Raw genomic sequence first — 23,873 nt, 5'->3', positions numbered from 1 at the left:
GCGGTTAGCTAAAAGCGATTTTTATGCAAGACAATCTCAATAAAGAATTCAGGCCTACCAGCTGGGCCATTGATAATAAGGTCAGCATCTATGTGGCTACCATTATCATTGCGCTGGCAGGTATCCTTTCCTATATCAGCCTTCCCAAGGAACAATTCCCGGAAGTGGTTTTCCCGCAGTTCTATATCAATACCATCTATGCGGGTACCTCTCCGGAAGATATGGAAACACTGGTAACCAAACCCATAGAAAAACAACTCAACGGCATCTCCGGGGTGAAGAAAATCAAGAGTACCTCCATGCAGGATTTCTCTGCCATCACCATCGAGTTCAATGCCAATGAAGATATTGAAGCTGCCCGCCAGCAGGTGAGGGAAAAAGTGGACGATGCCAAGAAAGATCTGCCGAAAGACCTGACACAGGAACCGCAGATCATTAAAATCGACGTGTCCCAGATTCCTATCATGAACGTAAACCTCTCCGGCGATTTCGACCTGCAGACACTGAAACGTTATGCAGATGATATGAAAGACCGTATTGAGGCGCTCAACGAAATTACCCGCGTAGACCTCGTCGGTGAACTGGAACGCGAAATCCAGATCAACGTGGACAAGTATAAAATGGACGCTGCCAAGATCAGCTTCGAAGACCTGATCGGCGCCATCCAGGGAGAAAACATCACCATCTCCGGAGGACTTGTTTCCATGGACGGCCAGAAACGGACCCTCAGCGTAAAAGGCGAATACAAGGATCCTGCACGCATCGGCAATATTATTGTACGCGGACAGTCTGGTGCAGTCGTTTACCTGAAAGATATTGCCAATGTTGTGGATGGATTCCTGGAGCAGGAAAGCTATGCGCGCCTGGCCGGTAAAAACGTAATCACGCTGAACGTCATCAAGCAAAGTGGTAAAAACCTGATCGATGCTTCTGATAAAATTCAGGAGATTACCAAAGACATGAAAGCCAACTATTTTCCGAAAGGGCTCAATGTCACCATCACTGCGGATCAGTCTAAATCCACCCGCGTTACGCTGCACGACCTGATTAACACCATTATCATCGGTTTCATTCTCGTAACCCTTATCCTGATGTTCTTCATGGGTGCGGTAAACGCCATATTCGTGGCCCTGTCCGTACCTATTTCAATGTTCATCGCATTCCTCCTGATGCCGATGTACGGCTTCACGCTGAACATGATGGTGCTGTTCTCCTTCCTGCTGGCACTGGGTATTGTGGTAGATGACGCGATTGTGGTAATTGAGAACGTGCATCGTATTTTTAATGAAAGAAAAGACCTGGGTATAGTAAAAGCCGCCAAGATAGCGGCGGGAGAGGTGTTTTTACCGGTATTGTCAGGAACCCTGACGGTATTGGCGCCGTTTGTACCGCTGTTATTCTGGCCCGGCGTTATTGGTAAATTCATGTTCTTCCTGCCGGTGACACTGATTACCACCCTGGGTGCATCCCTGCTGGTAGCCTATATCATCAATCCGGTGTTTGCCGTGGATTTCATGGATAGGCATGAAGGAGAACATCATCCCAAACCAACATTCAATAAGAAGTTCAAAATCCTTACCGGCGTATTTGCATTGCTGGCGCTGATAGGATATCTCAACGGCAGCGTAGGCGTAGGTAACTTTGTCGTTTTCCTGTACCTGATGATTGTGCTGGAACGCTTCTGGCTGGGTGGCGTGGCACGCCGCTTCCAGCATGGCTTCTGGCCTAAAGTACAGGAGCGTTACAAACAGATCCTGAAATGGTGCCTGGTAGGATGGCGTCCGGTATGGATCCTGGTGGCTACTTTCGCACTGCTGGTATTCAGTATCATACTCACCGGCATCCGTAATCCGAAAGTGGTGTTCTTCCCGCAGGCCGATCCTAACTTCATCTATGCCTATATAGAATTACCGAATGGTACCGACCAGAAGTATACGGATTCTATTACGCATATTGTGGAAGACCGCATCACCAAAGTGGTAGGCGCCAACAATCCGATTGTGGAGTCTATCATCTCCAATGTGGCCAAAGGCGCCGGCGATCCTTCCCAGATGGATATGAGCGTACAGCCGCAGAAAGGTAAGGTGACCGTGGCTTTCGTGGAATTCGGCGCGAGAAACGGGCAGTCAACCGTACAGTACCTCGACAAAATCCGTAATGTGGTAAAAGGTATTCCAGGCACCAATGTAACGGTAGAGCAGGAACAGGGCGGCCCTCCGACCGGTAAGCCGATCAACATTGAAATCACCGGCGATAATTTTGATGAGCTGACCAGTTCTTCGTTCAGGCTTAAACGTTACCTGGATTCACTGCATATCGGCGGGGTGGAAGAGCTGAAGAGCGATTTTGAAGCAAACAAGCCGGAGATAGTGGTGAGCATTGACCGCGAACGCGCCAATAATGAAGGTATCTCTACCCGTCAGATCGGTGGAACCCTCCGTACGGCCCTGTTTGGCTACGAGGCATCCAAAATCCGCGATGCCAAGGACGAATACAAGATCATGGTAAGGTTGAACGAAGAGCAGCGTAATAATATTGACAACCTGATGAACCTGAACCTGGTATACCGCGATATGAACATGGGAGGTGTAATCCGTCAGGTACCGCTGTCGGCCGTAGCAGATATTCATTACTCCAACACCTATGCCGGTATCAAGCGTATTGACCAGAAACGTGTGATCACGCTGTATTCCAACATCCTGACGGGCTTCAATGCCAATGAGGTAGTGCAGAATATAGAGAAGTCACTGCATAATTTCTCTCATCCCAATTCCGTAACTATCCGGATGACCGGTGAGCAGGAAGATCAGCAGGAAACGATGAACTTCCTGTTGATGGCCATGCTGGGCGCGTTTGGGCTGATCCTGATGATTATGGTGACGCAGTTCAACTCGATCGGTCGTCCGCTGGTGATTTTTATGGAAATATTATTCAGTATCATAGGGGTATTCCTGGGCTTCTCCATCTTTAAAATGGATATCTCCATTGTAATGACCGGGGTAGGTATCATGGCGCTGGCAGGTATTGTGGTACGTAACGGTATAGTGCTGGTAGAGTTCACTGATTTGCTTATCAAGCAGCAGATGCCGGTATATGAAGCGGTAGTGGAAGCGGGCAAAACCCGTATGACACCGGTAATCCTTACTGCGATAGCAGCGATACTGGGCCTGATTCCGCTGGCGGTAGGGCTGAATATAGACTTCGCCACCCTGTTCAGTGAGTTTAAGCCTCATATCTTTTTCGGAGGCGATAACGTCGCATTCTGGGGGCCGCTGGCATGGACGATGGTATACGGACTGATATTTGCGACTTTCCTGACACTGATTCTGGTGCCGGTGATGTATGCGATGAACAAGCGTTCCATCGATGTACTGGATAGGTATAACATGCCGAGAGGGCTGAAGTATGTACCTTTCCTGGTATTGATTTTAAAACTGTTTATGAAGAAGGACACTGTGAAGAAATTGCATGATCCGGAGTATATGTCGTCCAAACCATATAATTTTTTCCCTGAAACAACGGTAGAGGAAGAGAGCGGCGTAGCGCATGCGGGCCACAAAGTAGACAGAGTTTCAGTGAATTAAGTAAATCTGATAACGATTTTTAGTAATACAGTGTAACAGTTGTAGGTTAACAGTCTCCGTCCTGATTCTTCAGGACGGATTTTTTTTTGTATATTGTGATCGAAACCATATTTTCGGGTAATTAACAAATTTTAACAATTCGGAATAGTGGGCATTTGGATAGCTATTATTACTTTTGACCCTTCAGAGCGTTCACGTTACTAGCCATATACAGCCTTAGCCTTATATGCCATTTGGAAAATCAGGAAGTTTAAGTATAATAGATAATGGAAACAGCCTGTTTTAAACAGTTAAGCCTGTTGGCTGTTTAGTAAATTATGAGAGATAATAAGACACAAGAGTTACAACAGGAGAAAAATATCCGCCATTAAAAAGAAGTCTGGCAAAAGATTGGAAGACCATGGAGTACGTAGCATCGTTAGCATATGCTAAAGAGAAGGACCGGCAGGATCCGTTAAATAAATTCAGGGAGCAATTTTATTTTCCCCAACGTAATGGAAAGGACGCCGTCTATTTATGTGGCAATTCACTTGGGTTACAGCCTAAAAATGTAAAAGCAGCGATAGAACAGGAATTGGCGGACTGGCAGCAATGTGCGGTAGAGGGCTATTGGGCGGCTAAGAATCCCTGGCTGTATTACCAGCAATATTGCAGTGCCCCGTTAACAGGTATAATGGGTGCGAGCCGGCAGGAACTAACGGTAATGAATACACTGACAGTTAACCTGCATCTGATGATGTTGAGTTTTTACCGGCCAAACAAACAGCGCTTTAAAGTGTTAATGGAAGCAGGGGCATTTCCCAGTGATCAGTATGCTGTTGAAACACAGGTAAAGTTCCACGGATTAGACCCCGAACAGGCGATTATAGAGGTTTCTCCGAGAGCCGGAGAGCATTTGATAAGATTAGACGATATTTTAGAAATAATTAACAGGGAAAGTGATAGTTTAGCACTGGTTTTATTGGGAGGTATTAATTATTACACCGGACAATTTTTTGATATACCCGCTATTACGGCCGCAGCACATAGTGTTGGCGCTTATGCCGGTTTCGATCTGGCGCACGTAGCAGGAAATATTCCGGTGGAGTTGCACAATTGGGATGTAGATTTTGCCGTTTGGTGCTCATATAAGTACCTGAATGGTGGTCCCGGCGCTGTAGGAGGTGCATTTGTGCATGAAAAACATGCCAGCAACCGCGGATTCCTCCGATTGGGTGGCTGGTGGGGCAACGAAGAGAGTGCACGTTTCAAAATGGAAAAAGGGTTTGTGCCTAAAAAAGAAGCCGAAGGATGGCAACAAAGCACCGCTCAGGTGTTTAACATGGTAAGTCTGAAAGCATCCCTCGAATTATTTGAAGCAGCCGGTATCGGTGCTTTACGTAAGAAAAGCGAAGAATTAACCAATTATTTGGAGTTTTTGCTGCAGCAATTGAAAGGCATAAATTTTGAAATTATTACACCTAAAAATTGTAATGAACGTGGCGCTCAACTATCTTTGCTGTTCCAGGAAAGAGGAAAAGAGATACATCAGCATATGACAGATGCCGGTATAATCGTTGATTGGAGGGAACCCGGAGTCATCAGGGTTTCACCGGCGCCAATGTATAACTCTTATCAGGACGTATTTCATTTTTATGAAATCATAGCTAATATTGCTTCAAACGCTTAATTAAGTAAGATGAATTTTGAGAGAAACGAACGCCCCCGCAGGCCCTACTCTTCTGATACCAACAAAGAGAATGATCCCAACAAGGAGAGAGGTGACTTCAAACCCAACTTAAACGATGAGCGGGAGGGTGGAAAACCCGACTACAACAGTGGCGACAGAGAAGGTCGTCCACGTACTAACTACAACAGCGGCGACAGAGAAAGTCGTCCAAGGACTGATTACAACCGTGATGGCGGTTATCGTCCACGCACTGATTACAACCGTGATGGAGGTGGAGGCTATGACCGCGGTGGCGGTGGTGGCTATGATCGCGGCGGCGGCGGCTATGACCGTGGCGGCGGCGGCGGTGGCTACAACCGTGGCGGTGGTGATTATAACCGCGATGGCGGGGGTGATTATAACCGCGGTGGCGGTGGTGGTTATGACCGCGGTGGCGGTGGTGGCTACGATCGTGGCGGCGGCGGTGGTTACAACCGTGGCGGCGGTGGTGGTGGTTACGACCGCGGTGGCGGTGGTGGTGGCTACGATCGCGGCGGCGGTGGTGGTGGTTACAACCGCGGTGGCGGTGGTGGCGGCTACGATCGCGGCGGTGGCGGCGGCGGCTATGACCGTGGCGGTGGTGGCGGTGGCTACAACCGTGGCGGCGGTGGTGGTGGTTACGACCGCGGTGGCGGTGGTGGCGGCTACAATCGCGGCGGTGGCGGCGGCGGTTACAATCGCGGCGGCGGTGGCGGTGGCTACAATCGCGGCGGCGGTGGCGGCAGACCTGGTGGCAGACCAGGCGGCAGACCTCAACGCTTTGAACCAAAACCTGACAATAAAATTTACTTTATCGCACTGCTGCCAACCGCAGAAGTAGGTAAGGAAATCATCAAAATAAAACAGGAATTTGCTGAACAATACGGCCCGATGTACGCATTGAAAGTATTGCCGCATATTACCCTGCAGGTACCTTTTACTGCTGATCCGGCACTGGAAAAAGCCTTCTGCGATGAACTGACAGAGTTTGCCAAAACACAGGCTCCTTTCGAAGTTTCCCTGAAAGGTTTCGGTACTTTCCCGAATAAACAGAACCGCGTACTGTTCATCAACGTGGAAAAAAGTGAAACCATGTCTGCCATGCACAGACAACTGATCAACTTCCTGCGTAAGGAATTCGGATTCAGTACCATGCTGGCACGTACAGGCTTTACTCCGCACGTTACCGTGGCTTTCAAAGACCTGGAAGATGATCAATTCAACAAAGCATGGCCGGAATATGAAAACAAGGAATACGAGGCTACCTTCAAGGTAAATAACCTCTACTTCCTCCGTCACAACGGTAAATCCTGGGAAGTGCTGCAGAAATGCAAACTGGGCGGCGCCTGATAAATGCCCGTCTTTAAATAACGAAAGGCCCCTGCTACAGCTGCAGGGGCCTTTTCTTTTGATTATACCACAGTATAACAGTGCAGGTTATTATTAATTACGAATTACGAATTACGAATTACGAATTGCGAATTACGAATGATAAGCGAAGATCTAACCGAAGAGGTAAATACTTTATCCGCTTATGTCTTCGCTTATCATTTGTAATTCGCAATTCGTAATTCGTAATTTCAAATCTTATTTATCTTCCCCGAACCCTTCACCTCCGTTTCCACTAAACCAGGATTACCTGCATAGGTAACGTCGCCACTACCGTAAATGCCTACACGAAGTTCAGACTTCACACGAATACTGTGATCTCCGGAACCACGGATGGAGATTTCAGCATTATTTACTTCCATACCCAGCCCGTCAATATCCCCGCTTCCCTTGATCTCGCTGTTCAGCGAAACGGCATGCCCTTTCATATGGAGGTTGCCGGAACCGCTCACCACGGTTTTAAGATCGCGTGCATCCAGCACCAGCGCAGCATCACCGCTGCCGTTATTCTGATACGTAAAGATGGCGCTTTGTATGGTATCCTTATTATCCAGCGAACCGGAGCCCCAGAACTGAACGCGCTGGAAAATACGGCTGTGCACATAAATGTGTATGGGCAGATGCCTGCGCAGATTTACGCTGCTTTTTACCCGCACAAACAATGTATTGCTGGAAGTGCCCGTCTCAATCACGCCGATAATATTATCTTCCGCCTTTATTTCCACAACACCGGAACTGTCCTGTAATAAATGCACTTCAAAAGGGCCGTTTATTTCCACATCCGTAAAAGGGGAAATGCTACGCTTCTCCGCTACTACATTGCCGGAACCGGATATGCGATCCTTTGTGCAACTACTTAAAATAAGCGAGAATATGGTGATCATGAGCAGCAGCCAACTCACACTTAAACTGGTATAGGTGATGATAAACTGTTTCTTCATAAATGTCTTTTTAAGCAGTACGTTTAAAAGATGACGAATGAAGAATCATTTACCCCTACTGGAGCTGCCTTAAAAAAATAAGCCGGCCGTACAGACGTACGGAACCGGCTTTTGATTAACCCCTATGAAAACCAACTATTGCGCTTATTTATATGCTTTGCTGTCAACTTTCTGACAACTTTTTTTCGCTATAATCAGTTTTGCAATTTCGGTGCCATAATAAGTGGTAACATCTTTCTTTAACAATTCTTTTGTAAGACATTAACAAAACAAAAAAGTCTTCCGGTATTCCGGAAGACTTTCGCTTGATAACTTTGTTTGAAAGACTATCTTCTGTTCAACTTGCTTAACAGGCGCAGAATTTCGAGGTACAGCCATACCAGGGTAACCAGCAGGCCGAAAGAAGCGTACCATTCGAAGTATTTCGGAGCGCCCTGTGCAGCACCCTGCTCAATCATATCAAAATCGAGGATCAGGTTCAGCGCAGCAATACTCACTACTACCAGGGAAAAAATAATACCGATGGTACCGCTGCTGTGGATCATCGGCATTTCAATGTGGAACAGGCGCAACACCAGTGCTATCAGGTAAAATACCGCAATACCGAGGGTCGCCGTCATCACAATGGTTTTGAAACGCTCAGTAGCCCTGATGACACCGAAACGGTACAGCGCCAGCATGGCAATGAATGTACCGAAAGTAAGACCAACGGCTTGCAGTACAATACCCTGATACTGGGCGTTGAACATGGCAGAGATGGCGCCGAGGAATAAACCCTCTGCAATAGCATAGGCAGGAGCCAGGTAACCGGACCACTCCTTCTTAAAGATAATGATCATCGCCAGCACAAAGCCGCCGATCGCACCGCCTATTACCAGAGGAAGTACATTACTGCTGCCCCTTAAAAATTCACCGTAGGAAAATACTGCCGCTGCCATCAGCATAATCAGCAGAAAAGACATTTTGTTAACAGTGCCACGGATGCTCATGGTCTCACCTTCAGAATGAGCAACCTTGTCAAATACGCTTTGCTTCAGTACAGGATTGTTCGATTGAAATAATGCCATAAATTCAAGTTTAACATTTTTATAGGTTAAAAATACGATTTGATTTGACACCGAGCTATTCTATCAACATTTTTTGTAATAAAATTAGCATTTGAAGCTGATAACTTCCGGTTATCACCCATAACAAGAAGTAATCGTCAGCGCGGATTCTGCGGATAACAGTCTACCAAAGTTGTGTACTTTTGTAATCAAATCCGGAATGAATTTGAGCCGATATGGTGATAACACCTCCCGATTACCTAAATTTACAGCTTTAATAGAATACCTTAAAAGATAAATAGATGCCTAATACTTCGATTCAACAACTGGATGATGTAGTGATAAAATTCGCAGGCGACAGTGGAGACGGGATGCAGTTGACAGGTAGCCAGTTTTCAAATAATACCGCTTTGTTTGGTAACGACCTGAGCACCTTCCCGGACTTCCCGGCGGAAATCCGTGCTCCGCAAGGTACGCTGCCCGGAGTGAGCGGCTTCCAGCTTCATTTTTCTTCCAACCGAATATTTACGCCCGGCGATTCCTGCGATGTACTCGTAGCCATGAATGCGGCTGCCCTGAAAGCCAACCTGAAAGGACTTAAAAAAGGTGGTATCATCATCGCCAATACCGATGGCTTCGACGCTAAAAACCTCCGCCTCGCCAACTACCCGGATGGTATAAACCCACTGGAAGACGGCTCCCTGGCCAACTACCAGCTGCATACCATGGATGTTACCAAAATGACGCGCGAAGCGCTGAAAGATATCAACATGGGTATGAAGGAGAAAGACCGCGCAAAGAATATGTTTGTGCTGGGATTCCTCTACTGGCTCTATGACCGCAATATGGAAAACACCGAAGTTTTCCTGAAAGATAAATTCGGTAAAAAACCGGAAATCCTGGACAGTAACCTGAAAGCACTGCATGCCGGCTATAATTTCGCAGATACGGTAGAAGCATTCTCTACCCGCTTCCGCGTGGAAAAAGCCCGCATGGAACCAGGCACCTACCGCAGCATCACCGGTAATACCGCGCTGGCATACGGTCTGGTGGCAGCCGGCCGCAAAGCCAACCTGCCCCTGTTCCTCGGTACCTATCCCATCACGCCCGCATCAGACATCCTGCATGAGCTGAGCAAGTTCAAGAACTTTGGTATCCGTACCTTCCAGGCGGAAGATGAAATCGCAGGTATCGCCTCCGCTATCGGCGCCTCCTACGGCGGCCATATGGGTATTACCACCACCTCCGGCCCCGGTATGGCCCTGAAAGGAGAAGCTATGGGACTGGCTGTAATGCTGGAAATTCCGCTGCTGATCATCGATATTCAACGCGGCGGCCCTTCCACAGGGCTTCCTACCAAAACAGAGCAATCCGACCTGTTACAGGCCTACTATGGCCGTAACGGCGAATGCCCGATGCCGGTAATATCTGCCTCCACGCCGGCAGACTGCTTCGATGCCGTATTTGAGGCATTCCGCATCTCCGTGCAACACATGACACCCGTTATATTCCTGAGCGACGGTTATATTGCCAACGGCGCCGAACCCTGGAAATTCCCTAAATCGGAAGATCTCCCGGCCATCGAGGTGAAGTTCAAAAAAGGACTGGACGAAGGTGAAGAACACTTCCTGCCATACCACCGCGATGAAAACCTCGTACGCCCCTGGGCAGTACCCGGCACACCCGGACTGGAACACCGTATCGGCGGCCTGGAAAAACAGAATATCACCGGTAACGTGAGCTACGATCCCGAAAACCATGAACTCATGGTTAAAATACGCCAGGAGAAAGTAGATAAGATCGCTGATTTTATTCCCGCACAGAAAATAGAAGTAGGCCCTGAAAAAGGAAAAGTACTGGTACTGGGCTGGGGCTCTACCTTCGGCGCCATCAAAAGCGCAGTACTGGACCTCGTGGCGGATGGGCACCAGGTAGCACACGCCCACCTGCGCCATATGCGCCCGTTCCCTAAAAACCTGGGCGAAATACTGCACAGCTACGATAAAGTACTGATTCCTGAAATCAACAACGGCCAGCTGATCAAAATTATCCGCGAGCATTACCTGATCGATGCACAGGGCTATAATAAGATCATGGGCGTACCTATCACCAAAGGTGAGCTGATTACAAAGATTAAGGAAATGTTATAAAATAAAGGCGGAAACGCTATCCTGCTGAGGGCGCAAAGGTTATCAACACCTTTGCGCCCTCTTTCTTTATATCCCCCGCAGTTACTGTTCAAACTTCATGGAATTGTTGTATTTTCCATTATGGGGACTATTACAGCTACCTCCCCTCCAACTTTATTCGTCAGTTTAAGTCACCTATTATGAAATGCCTTTTTCATGTATTGTTATGCTTTACAACGGTTGCTGTATTATTTACACATGCCCAGGCACAGACCACTACCTTTGAAGTAAGGGTAGCCAATCATGCAGTCGGTACGATAGAAGCACAACGTAAAGTAACAGGAGCCAGTAAGAGTATTGTTATCAAAACCCGCATACAGACGCTCCTGGCCAAAGTTAACAGCGATATTACCAATGAGTACTCCAACAACGTACTCACCATGGCCAGATCATCGCGCGTATCCGGTAAAAACGGAGAAGACAAGCAAACTACTACCAGACGTAACGGTAATGACTATACGATAGTTTTAAACGGCGCACAGTCTGTTATCGATAATGCTGAAATTGAGCATTGCGTGGCCGACCTCTACTTTGCAGAGCCCAAACAGGTAACACGCATCTTCTCAGAAGCACTGGGCCGTTTCCTGGTGCTGAAACCCCTCGGTGGCGGCGAATATGAACTGATTCTCCCGGAAGGGAAAAAGAACATCTATAAATATCTTAACGGTAAACTGGTGGAAGTAGAGGTAAACCATACGTTTGGGAAGGCGCTGTTTGTGAGAAACAGCTAGAAATAAAATTGCGAATTACGAATTGCGAATTACGAATGTAGCCCGAAGATAAAAGCGAAGACCAAAGCGGATACAAAAGTATTACCGCTTTGGTCTTCGCTTTTATCTTCGGGCTACATTCGTAATTCGCAATTCGTAATTCGCAATTACTACTCTGTTCGTTCTATAATACTCCCCGTAACCTTATCCTTCAGGATGAGCTTTTTGGCGCCGAAGTGCGTCATTTCTTCTTTTACCAGGTAGTACTGATCGTTATAGTCGGTGAGGGTTTTGGTTTTGGATACACCTTCCTGACCGCGCCAGATGTCGAGCTGTACTGGCTCCCATTGCTTGGAGGCTGCGCTTTTGTAGGCGGCATCCAGGATAGCGTTGACTACATAGCCATCGTAGAAGGTTTCACGGGCGGGGGTATTGTTTTCCATGGCGTTGAACATATCCGTGAACATGTGGTTGTAGCCGAGTTCATTGAGTTCGTCGCCCACGGGGAACAGCCAGCCGGAATTGCTTTCTGCCTTTTCTGCTACGTAATCGGCGCCCTTGCCGGTGGTAAACATGTCAAAGCCGGTGCGCAGGAAGCTGTTGAGCCAGATGGTACCTTCTGTACCCATCACTTCGTCGCGGAGATCGAGGCCGCCACGGAAGGTCCAGCTGACTTCAAACTGACCGATAGCGCCGTTTTCATATTTAACAAGTCCGATAGCATGATCTTCCGCATCGATCGGCTTTACCTGCGTATCGGCCCAGCACATTACTTCTACGGGTTTGATATCTTTCCCGATAAAGCTGCGCGCAATTTCCACACAGTGACAGCCAAGATCCAGTATACATCCGCCGCCGGCCTGTTCTTTGTCCCAGAACCATTCGCTGTGCGGGCCAGGGTGGGTTTCGCGGGATTTGGCCCAGAGAATACGGCCTAATGCTCCTGCCTGCACGCTTTGCAGCGCTTTGGAAAACTTGGGGGTATATACCAGGTCTTCCAGGTAGCCATGGAAAATACCGGCCTTTTCTACCGCTTCCAGCATACGTTTGGCTTCCTGTGCATTTCTGCCCAGCGGTTTGGTGCAGATCACTGCTTTTTTGTGTTTACAGCAAAGATTCACTGCCGCCTCGTGGAGGTTGTTGGGCAGTGAAATACATACCACTTCCACATCCGGTTGGGATACGGCGGCTTCCATCTCTGTAGTCCAGTGCGCTACGTTATAATCTTCTGCAAACTTCTTTGCACTTTCTTCGCGGCGGGAGTAAATACTGACTATCTTATCCCGGCTACGCTGCCCCTGCAGTGAATCTGCATAAAATCGCCCGATGAAGCCCGAGCCTAACATTGCTATCTTTGCCATAGTATGAGAATTTTTTGATTTTCGGTTTTTTGATGTTGGAATTTTAAAATACAGCGAAGATTTTCGCGTATGTCTTCTAAAATTCCAACATCAAAAAATCAAAAATCCGTCAATCAGGTAGTTTGTTTTTGGTCTTTAAAGAATGCGAGGAACAGCAGCAGCACGGCGGCCGCGATGCTCGCAGGAATCAGCCATACAGCGTGCCAGTCGTGGCCGGTGCCGGTTTTGTAAGACTCTACAATCGGGCCGGAGATGAGGAAACCGATGAGCATACCTACTCCATAAGTGGCCAGTGTAACAAAGCCCTGCGCTGAACTTTTGAATTCTTCTCCGGCGAGTTTATCCGTATAGATCTGGCCGGTTACGAAGAAGAAGTCATAGCAGACGCCGTGGAGTACGATACCAACAATGAGCATCCAGTAGTTGGAATCCACGTTGCCGTAGGCGAAGAGCAGGTAGCGCAGCACCCAGGCGAGCATACCCAGTCCCAGCATTTTCTTGACACCCAGCCGGCTGAAGAACAGCGGCATTACCACCATGAAGGCTACTTCAGAAACCTGTCCCAGTGCCTGTTTACCGGCAGCGGCATTCATACCGATCTCGTTCAGGAACGGATTGGTGAAGTTGTAGTAAAACGCCAGCGGAATGCAGATGGCGATAGATGCCAGGAAGAACAGCAGGTAGGAGCGGTTCTTGAGCATGCGGATCGCATCCAGGCCGAGGATTTCCTTAACGGAAATTTTGGAACCCTTTTTCAGCGGTGGTGTTTTAGGAAGGGTGAAACTGAACAATCCCAGCACCAGAGAGGCTATAGCAGCCATTTTAAAGGTGAGGTCCAGCGTGTTGTTTCTTTCCCAGTTAAGCCATCCGATGAGCAGTCCTGCGATGATCCAGCCGATGGTGCCGAATACGCGGATAAAGGAGAAGTCCTTGCTGGGATCGTTCATCTGCCGGAAAGCAATGGAGTTGACCAGTGCCAGGGTAGGCATGTACAACACCATGTACCAGAGCAGTACCGGATAGAAACTGCCGAAGGTGGTCATGCCGGAGCACATCCACAGCAGTGCGGCGCCAACAAGGTGGATAGCGCCCAGTATCACCTGGGCGGAAATAAAACGGTCCGCAATAATCCCCACAATGAAGGGCGCAATGATGGCGCCGATGGACTGTGTAAGGAAGGCAACGCCTACTTCGGTGGCGGTAGTGCCTTGCAGATTTTTTAATACAAAAGTGCCCAGTGTTACAAACCATGCTCCCCAGATGAAAAACTCCAGGAACATCATAAAGGACAATTGTACTCTAACGGCTGATTTCATAACGTTTAATTCTTGATTATCTGATATCTAAATGAACTGTTTAAGATAGCAAATAAATATAAATCGTTATGAAAATTAATGACGGAAGAAAAAAACGGGACTGGTTTCCGGAGGTCAGGAAAAAGCTGTTCGTCCACGTATAACAATAACGGGGATCCGGCTGACCGGGGATGAAGGCGGCGTCGTTGAACGGACGACAAGGCTTATTGCGCCTTTATGGCCTGCTGGTAATACTTACACGCAGGGCGCAGGCCGCATTCACCGCATTTGGGCGTTCTGGCCACGCAGATGTATCTGCCATGCAGGATCAGCCAGTGGTGGGCTATATGTACCTTTTCTTTCGGAATATATTTCAGCAGCTGCAGCTCTGTCTGCAATGGAGTTTTGGCGTTGGTTGTCAGCCCTATTCTCGCGGAAACCCTGAATACGTGGGTATCTACGGCCATATTGGGTTGTTCGTATACAACGGAGGTGATGACGTTGGCGGTTTTACGGCCTACACCGGGGAGTTTTACCAGCTCCGGTACGGTGGAAGGGATTTCGCCGTGGAAGTCTTCCATCACCATCTGGGCCATCCCGATGAGGTGTTTGGTTTTGTTGTTGGGATAGCTGATACTGCGTATCAGCGGGAACAGTTCATCGAAAGTGGCGTGGCTGAGGGCTGCTACGTCCGGGTATTTTTCAAATATAGCCGGAGTGGTCATATTCACCCTTTTGTCGGTGCACTGCGCGGAGAGTATAACAGCTACCAGCAGCTGGTAGGTATTGTCGTAAATCAGTTCTGTTTCTGCATTAGGCGCATGTGCCTCGAAGTAGTTGAGCACGAATGCAAAACGCTCTTTTTTGGTCATGCTGTAAAGATAGGGAAAATGAGAGAGGTTACTGCGTGCCGGAGGCAGCAGTAATCGCCGGAAGTGTTTATATGGTGTTGTTTACTTCAGTGCCGGCCTGCTGGCGGCATAATCAAAAATAACCTGCAGGGTGGCTGCTCTTGGCGAATAGCGTACAGTATTGAGTGCTGCTTTGGTATCTTCGAAACAGGCCTGCTCTTCGCGGGTTAAGGTTTCTTCCTGTTGAAGACTTTTTATTTCGCTATCAGTAACAAGACACAGGGTTGACAGGGGAGATAGTGTAAAATTACTCATGCATTAATAATTTAATAAAAGAATCGTGTTCAGGAATAATAACGACAGAAAGGGAGAATGTATTGTTAATTTAAGAATAATTTTTGAGATTACCCGGAACGGGGAAAAGGCTTATTTCTCTGGGGCAGGGGTGATAATGAACAGGTCTTCATTATCTTTCTTCATATAGTATTTCTCCCGGGCAAATTTTTCCAGCTTTTCCGGGCTGGAAAGGAGTTCCTGCTGTTCTTCCCTGGTCTGTTTGATTTCTTTGATGAAGAACTCTTTCTGGCCTTCCAGTTTATTCACTTCAGACTGGAACTGATATTGGAACATGAGGTTGGTTTTGTCCAGGAACGCAATCCAGATGACAAAAGCAAGCCCCGTGATGAAGAACTTGTTCTTCACATATTTAGGCAACCTTATGGATTTGAGTTTGGACATACGTGCAAGATAGTAAATTCTGAATTGCGAATTACAAATTGCGAATTACGAATGTAACTCGAAGATAAAAGCGAAGACCGAAGCGATCATACTTTAAGTATCCGCTTCGGTCTTCGCTTTTATCTTCGAGTTACATTCGTAATTCGCAATTTGTAATTCGTAATTACTTCTTCAAATTACTTCTTCACACTAATAGCATTAGTCGGATAGTAAGCCACATCTCCCAGTGCTTCTTCGATGCGCAGCAGCTGGTTGTATTTAGCCATACGGTCGGTGCGGGAAGCGGAGCCGGTTTTGATCTGGCCGCAGTTCAGGGCAACGGCGAGGTCAGCGATGGTAGTATCTTCGGTTTCACCGGAGCGGTGGCTCATGATGGAAGTGTAACCGGCTTTGTGTGCCATGTTAACAGCGTCGATAGTTTCTGTAACGGTACCGATCTGGTTTACTTTAATCAGGATGCTGTTACCGATATGTTGATCGATACCTTGTTTCAGGCGTTTTACGTTGGTAACGAACAGATCGTCACCTACCAGCTGTACGCGGTTGCCAACGGATTCGGTCAGTTTTTTCCAGCCTTCCCAATCGTCTTCAGCCATACCGTCTTCGATGGAAACGATCGGATATTTGTTGCACCATTCAGTCCAGTAAGCCACCATTTCATCGCTGGTGATTTCTTTCTGGGAGCTTTTGTAGAATTTATATTTTTTGGTTTCGTCGCTGTACATTTCGCTGCTGGCGGCATCCAGGGCGATAGCAATCTGTTCGCCGGGAGTGTAGCCTGCTGCTTTGATAGCTTCGATAACGGTTTCGATAGCTTCTTCGTTGCTCTGGATTTCAGGAGCAAAGCCGCCTTCATCACCTACGTTGGTGCTGTAGCCTTTGCCTTTCAGTACAGATTTCAGTTTGTGGAATACTTCCACGCCCCAGCGCAGGCCTTCGGAGAAGGTGGCAGCGCCTACCGGCACGATCATAAATTCCTGGAAATCAATTTTATTATCTGCGTGCGCACCGCCGTTGATGATGTTCATCAAAGGAATGGGCAGTGTGTAAGCGTTTACGCCGCCGAGGTAGCGGTAGAGTGGCTGGTTGCATTCTTCTGCGGCAGCTTTGGCAACGGCCATGCTCACTGCGAGGGTAGCGTTGGCGCCCAGTTTGGCTTTATTGGGAGTGCCATCCAGTCCGATCAGCATTTTATCTATACCAGCCTGGTCGGTTACTTCCCAGCCAACCAGCTCTTCAGCGATGATTTCATTTACGTTCTTAACGGCTTCCAGTACGCCTTTTCCGCCATAAACACTCTTATCGTTGTCACGCAGTTCCACGGCTTCGTGTTTACCTGTAGACGCTCCGGATGGAACGGCAGCACGGCCGAAATGACCATCTTCTGTGGTTACATCCACTTCAATTGTAGGATTACCGCGGCTGTCGAGGATCTGCCTGGCATGGATTTCTGAAATAGTACTCATAATTCGAAAGTTATAATTGTTAGCTGTTAGCGGTTAGCGGCTTTGGCACCGGGCCCAAAGCTAGTGGCTTTTCGTTATTTCCCGGAATATGGTTTCCAGGTTTTGTGAATTGCTATGCAAAGAAAGGATGTTCCGGTTATTAATCAAAGCAAATTGCAACAGGTTTTTTCGCACAAGGTCTGCTTCGCTGGTAAACAGCTGCCAGGAGTTGCCTTCCTGCGCCACCACCCTGGTAATGCCGGCTATCGCCTGTAATTCGGCCAGGGTAGCAGGCTCTCCGAAAGTTACCTGCAGGCAGGTATTGTCTGCCTGCCCGGCCTGCAGCCCGGATAACCGGTCGTCGGCCACTATTTTCCCCTTGTTGATGATAATCACCCGTTCACAGAGCGCTTCCACTTCCTGCATGATGTGGGTGGACAGTATCACTGTTTTATCTTTCCCCAGCGTTTTGATCAGCTGCCGGATATCCGCCAGCTGGTTGGGATCCAGCCCGGTGGTAGGCTCGTCCAGGATGAGTACTTCCGGATTGTGCAGCAGTGCGGCTGCCAGCCCGGTACGTTGTTTATATCCATTGGAGAGGGCGCCTATCTTTTTCCGGCTTTCCGGTGTCAGGCCCGTCTGTTCAATGACCGCTGCAATACGCGCCGGTGCTGCGTCGCCCAGCTGATGCACGCCGGCAATAAACGCCAGGAACTCCTTCACGTACATATCGTAGTACAGCGGGTTGGACTCCGGAAGGTATCCTACTCGTTTGCGCACTTCCAGCGATTGCGATACTATATCGAACCCGCAGACACTGGCGGTGCCGCTGGTTGGCGGCAGAAAACCGGTGATCATTTTCATGGTAGTGGATTTACCCGCGCCGTTTGGCCCCAGAAAACCGGTGATCTCCCCCTTTTTCAGTTCAAAGGATATAGCATCTACTGCCCGCTGTTCGCCATAGACTTTACTCAATTGTGATACCTGGATAGACATGTATGATTGCTCGTTTTGCGGCAACTAAAGTACATAACAAATTATGAATTATCAGAAAGAAACAGCTGTTTTTTGAAGGATTTAACGGTTGTATAAAACGTCGTGCGTGCGGGTATCATGAAAAGCTGGCTACCTGTGTCTTTCCGTAATTATCGTGTTATTTCTGCAGTTGTTTAGAAACTTCTGACAATAATATATATATTTAGCACAAATTCCTTAGAACCTATGTGTGAAGAGCCTTACCTGTGACAGATCTGGCATGCGAGTTGCATATCTGGCATCACCTATACGGTTATAACCTATACGAATATACGACTACACAAATATCACCTTACATGTATCAACTACATTAGCGATGTCAAATTTTCTTAAAAAAGCAATGGGCCTTTTTGTGGAATTTGAACCCGATGAAAAAAGTCACACCGGCAGCGCAGACCAGCCATCCCTGTCCGAAAAATTCCCCCTGAGCAACAGTGCGGCAAAACCCGCTGCTGCAGCAGTTCCGGCTCCGTCTTCCGCCATCTCAGCGGCAGATCTGGACAAATTTGAACAACACTTTTCACAGCTGTTTGAGAAAAGCAACCTGCCAGGGCCTGATTATTTCGAGTTCTGGAAGATGATGGATGCACTGGAAGCACACGTGAAAGACGAAACCGCCAGGGTAGCCGCTGTATTTGCTACGCTCAGCATTCAGGGGCTGACGAAAGCCAAACTCATTGAAACGGCTGCGCAGTACAAACAGATCATTGAACAGGACAGAGCCGAGTTTGAAAAAGCCGCCAGCCAGAAAACCGCTGCTGAAGTGGACGGACGGCAGCAGCAACTGCAGGACCTGGAGAAAAAAATTGCAGATAATGCGGCACTCATCCAGCAGCTGACAAAAGAAATCAGCGAAGCGCAGGCAATGGCTGAACAACTGAAAACACAGATGGCAGAACAGGAACAGAAAATCGTTTCCAACCGCCAGGGGTACCAGTTAGCCTGCGAAGCAATGATCAGAAAAATCAATACAGACATTCAAAAAATCGAAACATCCTTATAACATGGAAACGCAATACTTTCCTGCTGAACAGGGCCAGAAGCTGAAATCTTACTGGAACAGACCCGGTGGCAAATTTGGTATCCTCATCGGGATAGGCGTGCTGGTAGTCATCGGTTACTACGTAGTACCCATCCTTACCCAGGTGGTATGGAATACCTTCAACTTCGGCGTAGCCCTGGTATGCCTCGGGATATTCCTGTACTGCGTCACACACCGCAAACTGCGACTCAGCCTGATGTACCTCTACGAATGGATCATGAAGAAACTCGTAGGACTGGTCATTGAACTGGACCCTTTCATCATTGCGGAAGACTATATCACCGACATGGAAGAGCAACGCGAAAAACTCTATAACCAGTCTATCGATGTGGATGCACAGAAAGAAAAGATTGATCTGAAGATCAATGAAAAACAAAAGGAAGCATCTACCCTGATGACCCGCGCAAAAGCCGCGCAGGACAATAACATGCTGCCTGAACTGGGAAATGCTACCCGTCAGATTGCACGCATCAAGGAATATATCGCACAGCTGACACCTATCCGCGATAACCTGGCACGCATCGGCGACTACCTCACCAAAGTGCACAAGAACAGCGGATACATGATCGAAGATGCACGCAATGAACTGGAACTGAAAAAAGACCTGTATAAGTCCGTTACCTCCGGTAACAAGGCGTTGACATCTGCCCTGAAAATTTTCAATGGCGATCCGGAGAAAAAACTGATGGTGGAACAATCCATGGAGTTCCTGAAAGAGGATATTGCTACCAAGCTCTCCAGCATGAAGAAAGCCATCAACTACTCTACAGACTTTATGCGCTCCATAGACCTGGATAATGCCACCTATGAGCTGGAAGGACTGAAAATGCTGGAATCATACGATCCGGACAAAGCCTTCAAACTGGATGTGCAGAAATGGGAACCTTCCCGCGAACCACGCCTGCCGGGCACCATTGCGAAAGATAACTATACCGATCTGTTGAGCTAAAAACGATAGCAGCGGTTAGTGCGTACTAACGGTAACGGCTAACCGCTGAACCTGAAAAATCTTAAAAAATAAAAGTAAAATATTACTACTATGGCTGTGAAAGTTAAACCTGGTGGAAAGGTTGTAGGCATCCTACTGCTGTTAGGTGCCATTTATGCAGGTAAAGTTCTTTGGTGGGATAAACGCCCGCAGGAAGCTAAAGCCTCTGCTGTTATAGGTTCTGTGGCATTGCCAGATGCTCCGGAAGCATCCCTGAAAGGAAATGCTGCTAAACTCGCCCTGCCGGAAAGCATTGTGTCCATGAACAGCGGTACCAAAATTTCCTGGCGTGTAATGGCCTGGAACTCCCAGTTCGCACTCATGTATGCCAATGGCGGCCCTAAAACCACCAAAAATTCACTGATCGATAAAGCCAAACTGCAGATAGAACTGGTACGCCAGGACGACTGTAACAAATCTATCGCCGATATGGTGAAATTTGCACAGGAGTATAAAACCAATCCGAATGCTACCGGCGTATTCGCTTCCTTCATGGGCGATGGTATGCCTGCCTTCTTTGCCGCACTGGCAAAGGAACTGGAGCCGCTTGGCCCCGATTACCAGCCTATTGCCTTCTATACCATGGGTAAAAGCTATGGTGAAGATAAACTGATGGGCCCCGTAGAATGGAAACGCGACCCTAAAACCGCTATCGGTAAAACCGTGTCCGGCGTACTGCGCGACGGTGATATCAACATCCTCATCAAATGGGCCGGTGATAACGGTCTGCGCGTAAACCCGGATGAAACCACCTACGACCGCAACGCTATCAACCTGGTAGCTGCCAACGACTTCCTCGATGCCGGCGCCAAATATATTGCCGGTTACAAGGAAACCCGCAAGCTGATTATTGATGGTAAGAAAACCAGTAAAGATACTACCGTGGGCGTAGACGGCGTAGCCACCTGGACTCCCGGCGACGTAAACGTAGCGCAGAAAAAAGGTGGCCTGGTGAATATCGCATCTACCCGTGAATATGCTTCACAGATGCCTAACATCACCATCACTATCAAGAAATTTGCCTACGATCACCGTACAGATATCGAAAACCTGATTATCGCACTGGCGCAGGCCGGCGACCAGGTGCGCTCCTTCAGCGATGCCAAAGCCTTTGCCGGCGACGTGTCCGCGAAAGTATACAATGAACAGAACGGCGCCTACTGGCTGAAATACTACAACGGCGTGGAAGAAAAGGATGTGCAGGGCTTAACCGTTCCGCTGGGAGGCTCTATGGCCTTCAACCTCAACGATGCCGCCAATACCTTCGGTATGGGTAAAGATGCGATTGACCGTTATAAAATCGTATACAGCACTTTCGGCGATATCCTCGTAAAAATGTATCCTGAAATCATGTCTACCTACCCGGTATATACCCAGATCGTGGATAAATCCTTCCTCGCTTCTGTAGTGGCTAACCACCCGGAACTGCTGGAAGGTACTGCCATCCAGGAGAAATACGCAGAGAACATCACCAGCGAAGTATCTTCCAAATCCTACCAGATTCAGTTTGAAACAGGTAGCTCTGTGATCAAAGCCAACTCCCACGCGGTACTGGACGAAATCCTGAAAAGCGCGGTGGTAGCAGAAGGTCTGAAGATAGGCGTATACGGTCATACCGACAATATCGGTAATGAAACCGCCAATACCAAGCTGTCCAACGAACGTGCAGAAGCCGTGAAAAACTACCTGATGGGTAAAGGCTTACCTGTCAGCCGTATTGAATCCAAAGGTTATGGCAGCACCAAGCCGGTAGCAGACAACAACACCAACGACGGCCGCGCGCAAAACCGCCGCGTACAGATCGTGCTGGGTTCTTAATAACATTTTCCTCCTGAAGGCAGCAGGCATAAGTCGTTTTCCCCGTGAATACAGCTTATGCCTGCTGCCTTCTGCTTTTATCAACTTTTATTGTTATTACTGTGATTAAATCTTTCTTTGAACCACTACGGATACTCAGCCGGAAAGCCATGCTGACGCTGATTATCATAGAAGTAGTGATTGCGGTAGCTGCCTGGCAGCTGAGCGGGGGAGGCCTGATACCTACTCCTTCTAAAGTGCTGCAGGCACTGGCTAAAATTGTACAGGATCCGGGTTTTATCGATAACTTTTTCAGCAGCGTAGTACTGACCATCAAAGGGATGTTTGCCTCTATCGTCATCGCCCTTATCATCAGCTATCTGTCTATCGTTCCGTTTTTCAATCCCATCGCGCGTTTTGTAGTTAAATGCCGCTACCTGACACTGACAGGCTTAACCTTCCTGTTCACCCTGTGGACAAAAGACGGTCATGACCTGAAAATCAGCCTGCTCATTTTTGGTATCGTTCCTTTCTTCGTAACCTCGCTGCTGTCTGTTATCGACAGCATCAACAAGCAGGAATTCGATCTCTGCACCACGCTGCGTATGAACAGCTGGAAAACCTTATGGGAAGTGGTGATCATCGGCCGCCTGGACCAGGTGTTCGAGGTAATGCGCCAGAATTTTGCCATTGCCTGGATGATGATCACCTTCGTGGAAGGGCTGAGCATGAGCGAAGGAGGCCTCGGCGTTATGCTGATTAAAGCCAACAAATATGTACAGCTGGATATTGTATTCGGCACCCTCGTGATCATCTTCCTGCTGGGTATCTTCTTCGACTATATCCTCGGCAAGTTCCGCGAATGGCTTTTCCCTTACACTAAACTTCAAACCCGCAGCTGATGAACGCTAACGTATATACGAAAAGTGCGCCACTGATTACAGCGGAACACGTAGGATTGCAATATGGAGAGAAAACGATTCTGCGCGATATCAATTTCTGCGTGCATGATATTCACCGCCCTGATATGCAGCAGGGACAGGTTGTTTCGCTGATCGGCAGAAGCGGTATCGGCAAAACACAGCTCTTCAGGATATTATCCGGCCTGATGAAGCCGACCGCCGGCGTAGTGAAAATAGACATGGACCAGCACCCGGTAAAAGCCGGTGAAGTGGGTATTGTGCCGCAGAATTACATCCTGTTCAATCACCGCACCATCTACCAGAACCTGAAGATTGGTCTGGATAATGCCGCTGTAAAGCTGACAGAAAGCGAAAAAAAGGCTGTCATCGAAGACTATGCCGGCACTTTCCAGCTGACCGAGCACCTGAAGAAATATCCGGCCCAGATCAGTGGCGGCCAGCGTCAGCGCGTAAGCATCATCCAACAGGTGCTGACCGGCAATAAATTCATCCTCCTGGATGAGCCCTTCTCCGGCCTGGACATACTGATGATTGATAAAGTCATCCAGCTACTGCTGAAAGTTTCTACTTTACACGAAACCAATACCCTCATTATTGTCAGCCACGATATAGAGAATGCTACCGCCATCTCTGATACCATCTGGCTGCTCGCCCCTGAAGAAGGCAAGGAAGGAGCCACTATTGTACAGGAATATGATCTTTGTAAGATGGGGCTGGCGTGGCAACCCAATATAAGGGAGGAATCATCGTTTCAGCAGTTAATTACGGAGATTAAGAACAAGTTATAACGGGGAATTACGAATTACGAATTGTAGCGAGAAGATAAAAGCGAAGAACCCATTGGTGATGAAA

19 protein-coding genes are annotated in these 23,873 nt (G+C 48.0%); 10 read left to right on the top strand and 9 right to left on the bottom strand.

All coding sequences use genetic code 11. The annotated features are described in order from the left end of the window. Window positions 1-23 precede the first annotated feature (23 nt). The 3 genes from GWG06_RS15725 (at window position 24) to GWG06_RS30600 (ending at window position 6,621) form a co-directional block, all read left to right on the top strand. On the top strand, window positions 24-3,584 hold the full coding sequence (locus GWG06_RS15725) for an efflux RND transporter permease subunit (RefSeq protein ID WP_127043571.1): 3,561 nt from the start codon (window positions 24-26) through the stop codon (window positions 3,582-3,584). A gap of 400 nt (window positions 3,585-3,984) precedes the next feature. After that, entirely contained in the window at window positions 3,985-5,253 is a 1,269-nt protein-coding gene (kynU, locus tag GWG06_RS15720) for a kynureninase (protein WP_127043572.1), read from the top strand. Between the two features lie 9 nt (window positions 5,254-5,262). Further along, entirely contained in the window at window positions 5,263-6,621 is a 1,359-nt protein-coding gene (locus GWG06_RS30600) for a 2'-5' RNA ligase family protein (protein ID WP_235938376.1), read from the top strand. 230 nt (window positions 6,622-6,851) lie between these two features. Here the strand turns inward: GWG06_RS30600 and GWG06_RS15710 are convergent, their stop codons facing one another. Both GWG06_RS15710 and GWG06_RS15705 read right to left on the bottom strand, forming a co-directional pair. Beyond that, complete coding sequence (locus GWG06_RS15710; RefSeq protein ID WP_160714347.1) at window positions 6,852-7,601, bottom strand: head GIN domain-containing protein; 750 nt, start codon at window positions 7,599-7,601, stop codon at window positions 6,852-6,854. A 326-nt stretch (window positions 7,602-7,927) separates the two neighbouring features. Further along, window positions 7,928-8,668, bottom strand: a complete 741-nt coding sequence (locus GWG06_RS15705; RefSeq protein ID WP_127037658.1) for a Bax inhibitor-1/YccA family protein — start codon at window positions 8,666-8,668, stop codon at window positions 7,928-7,930. Between the two features lie 281 nt (window positions 8,669-8,949). Here GWG06_RS15705 and GWG06_RS15700 point away from each other — a divergent pair, with 281 nt between their 5' ends. Both GWG06_RS15700 and GWG06_RS15695 read left to right on the top strand, forming a co-directional pair. Next, a complete protein-coding gene (locus tag GWG06_RS15700) occupies window positions 8,950-10,797 on the top strand; it encodes a 2-oxoacid:acceptor oxidoreductase subunit alpha (RefSeq protein ID WP_160714345.1) in 1,848 nt (615 codons plus the stop codon). Window positions 10,798-10,976: 179 nt separating this feature from the next. Further along, window positions 10,977-11,567: a DUF6134 family protein gene (locus GWG06_RS15695; protein ID WP_160714343.1), complete on the top strand. Its 591-nt coding sequence runs from the start codon at window positions 10,977-10,979 to the stop codon at window positions 11,565-11,567. A 149-nt stretch (window positions 11,568-11,716) separates the two neighbouring features. Here GWG06_RS15695 and GWG06_RS15690 read toward each other — a convergent pair whose 3' ends face one another. The 7 genes from GWG06_RS15690 to gldA all read right to left on the bottom strand — a co-directional run bounded on the left by GWG06_RS15690 (window position 11,717) and on the right by gldA (window position 18,232). Next, the gene (locus GWG06_RS15690; protein WP_160714341.1) at window positions 11,717-12,907 is read right to left on the bottom strand and encodes a Gfo/Idh/MocA family protein; all 1,191 of its coding nucleotides are present in this window, start codon (window positions 12,905-12,907) and stop codon (window positions 11,717-11,719) included. Between the two features lie 113 nt (window positions 12,908-13,020). After that, window positions 13,021-14,223 carry a nucleoside permease gene (locus GWG06_RS15685; protein WP_127037666.1) on the bottom strand — a complete coding sequence of 401 codons (1,203 nt, stop codon included), beginning with the start codon at window positions 14,221-14,223 and terminating at the stop codon, window positions 13,021-13,023. A gap of 203 nt (window positions 14,224-14,426) precedes the next feature. Beyond that, window positions 14,427-15,074, bottom strand: coding sequence for an endonuclease III (nth, locus tag GWG06_RS15680; RefSeq protein WP_160714339.1), 648 nt, complete (start codon window positions 15,072-15,074; stop codon window positions 14,427-14,429). Window positions 15,075-15,155: 81 nt separating this feature from the next. Further along, entirely contained in the window at window positions 15,156-15,368 is a 213-nt protein-coding gene (locus tag GWG06_RS15675; RefSeq protein ID WP_127037670.1) for a hypothetical protein, read from the bottom strand. Window positions 15,369-15,479: 111 nt separating this feature from the next. Beyond that, a complete protein-coding gene (locus tag GWG06_RS15670; RefSeq protein WP_127037672.1) occupies window positions 15,480-15,791 on the bottom strand; it encodes an FtsB family cell division protein in 312 nt (103 codons plus the stop codon). A gap of 176 nt (window positions 15,792-15,967) precedes the next feature. Beyond that, entirely contained in the window at window positions 15,968-17,257 is a 1,290-nt protein-coding gene (gene eno / locus GWG06_RS15665) for a phosphopyruvate hydratase (RefSeq protein WP_127037674.1), read from the bottom strand. A gap of 60 nt (window positions 17,258-17,317) precedes the next feature. Next, entirely contained in the window at window positions 17,318-18,232 is a 915-nt protein-coding gene (gldA, locus tag GWG06_RS15660) for a gliding motility-associated ABC transporter ATP-binding subunit GldA (protein WP_127037676.1), read from the bottom strand. Window positions 18,233-18,587: 355 nt separating this feature from the next. Between gldA and GWG06_RS15655 the strand changes: the two genes are divergently transcribed. The 5 genes from GWG06_RS15655 (at window position 18,588) to GWG06_RS15635 (ending at window position 23,809) form a co-directional block, all read left to right on the top strand. Then, the gene (locus tag GWG06_RS15655) at window positions 18,588-19,274 is read left to right on the top strand and encodes a DUF4047 domain-containing protein (protein WP_127037678.1); all 687 of its coding nucleotides are present in this window, start codon (window positions 18,588-18,590) and stop codon (window positions 19,272-19,274) included. 1 nt (window position 19,275) lies between these two features. Beyond that, window positions 19,276-20,262, top strand: a complete 987-nt coding sequence (locus GWG06_RS15650) for a PspA/IM30 family protein (protein ID WP_160714337.1) — start codon at window positions 19,276-19,278, stop codon at window positions 20,260-20,262. A 90-nt stretch (window positions 20,263-20,352) separates the two neighbouring features. Then, complete coding sequence (locus tag GWG06_RS15645) at window positions 20,353-22,119, top strand: OmpA family protein (RefSeq protein ID WP_160714335.1); 1,767 nt, start codon at window positions 20,353-20,355, stop codon at window positions 22,117-22,119. Window positions 22,120-22,220: 101 nt separating this feature from the next. Continuing rightward, window positions 22,221-23,000, top strand: a complete 780-nt coding sequence (locus tag GWG06_RS15640; protein WP_160714333.1) for an ABC transporter permease — start codon at window positions 22,221-22,223, stop codon at window positions 22,998-23,000. Beyond that, a complete protein-coding gene (locus tag GWG06_RS15635; RefSeq protein WP_160714331.1) occupies window positions 23,000-23,809 on the top strand; it encodes an ABC transporter ATP-binding protein in 810 nt (269 codons plus the stop codon). The genes GWG06_RS15640 and GWG06_RS15635 overlap by 1 nt, the downstream gene beginning before the upstream one ends. Window positions 23,810-23,873: the final 64 nt, after the last annotated feature.

Source organism: Chitinophaga solisilvae (assembly GCF_009928525.1).
GTDB classification, from domain to species: domain Bacteria; phylum Bacteroidota; class Bacteroidia; order Chitinophagales; family Chitinophagaceae; genus Chitinophaga; species Chitinophaga solisilvae.
The sequence above is the reverse complement of the archived record's forward strand: the minus strand, read 5'-3'. Positions and strand labels throughout refer to the sequence as shown.

Coding starts and splice junctions, on each gene's coding strand:
- GWG06_RS15635 (WP_160714331.1), top strand. CDS start 23,000: ATGAACGCTAACGTATATACGAAAAGTGCGCCACTGATTACAGCGGAA.
- GWG06_RS15710 (WP_160714347.1), bottom strand. CDS start 7,601: ATGAAGAAACAGTTTATCATCACCTATACCAGTTTAAGTGTGAGTTGG.
- nth (WP_160714339.1), bottom strand. CDS start 15,074: ATGACCAAAAAAGAGCGTTTTGCATTCGTGCTCAACTACTTCGAGGCA.
- GWG06_RS30600 (WP_235938376.1), top strand. CDS start 5,263: ATGAATTTTGAGAGAAACGAACGCCCCCGCAGGCCCTACTCTTCTGAT.
- GWG06_RS15700 (WP_160714345.1), top strand. CDS start 8,950: ATGCCTAATACTTCGATTCAACAACTGGATGATGTAGTGATAAAATTC.
- GWG06_RS15655 (WP_127037678.1), top strand. CDS start 18,588: ATGTCAAATTTTCTTAAAAAAGCAATGGGCCTTTTTGTGGAATTTGAA.
- gldA (WP_127037676.1), bottom strand. CDS start 18,232: ATGTCTATCCAGGTATCACAATTGAGTAAAGTCTATGGCGAACAGCGG.
- GWG06_RS15705 (WP_127037658.1), bottom strand. CDS start 8,668: ATGGCATTATTTCAATCGAACAATCCTGTACTGAAGCAAAGCGTATTT.
- GWG06_RS15685 (WP_127037666.1), bottom strand. CDS start 14,223: ATGAAATCAGCCGTTAGAGTACAATTGTCCTTTATGATGTTCCTGGAG.
- GWG06_RS15645 (WP_160714335.1), top strand. CDS start 20,353: ATGGCTGTGAAAGTTAAACCTGGTGGAAAGGTTGTAGGCATCCTACTG.
- eno (WP_127037674.1), bottom strand. CDS start 17,257: ATGAGTACTATTTCAGAAATCCATGCCAGGCAGATCCTCGACAGCCGC.
- GWG06_RS15690 (WP_160714341.1), bottom strand. CDS start 12,907: ATGGCAAAGATAGCAATGTTAGGCTCGGGCTTCATCGGGCGATTTTAT.
- GWG06_RS15675 (WP_127037670.1), bottom strand. CDS start 15,368: ATGAGTAATTTTACACTATCTCCCCTGTCAACCCTGTGTCTTGTTACT.
- GWG06_RS15725 (WP_127043571.1), top strand. CDS start 24: ATGCAAGACAATCTCAATAAAGAATTCAGGCCTACCAGCTGGGCCATT.
- GWG06_RS15670 (WP_127037672.1), bottom strand. CDS start 15,791: ATGTCCAAACTCAAATCCATAAGGTTGCCTAAATATGTGAAGAACAAG.
- kynU (WP_127043572.1), top strand. CDS start 3,985: ATGGAGTACGTAGCATCGTTAGCATATGCTAAAGAGAAGGACCGGCAG.
- GWG06_RS15695 (WP_160714343.1), top strand. CDS start 10,977: ATGAAATGCCTTTTTCATGTATTGTTATGCTTTACAACGGTTGCTGTA.
- GWG06_RS15650 (WP_160714337.1), top strand. CDS start 19,276: ATGGAAACGCAATACTTTCCTGCTGAACAGGGCCAGAAGCTGAAATCT.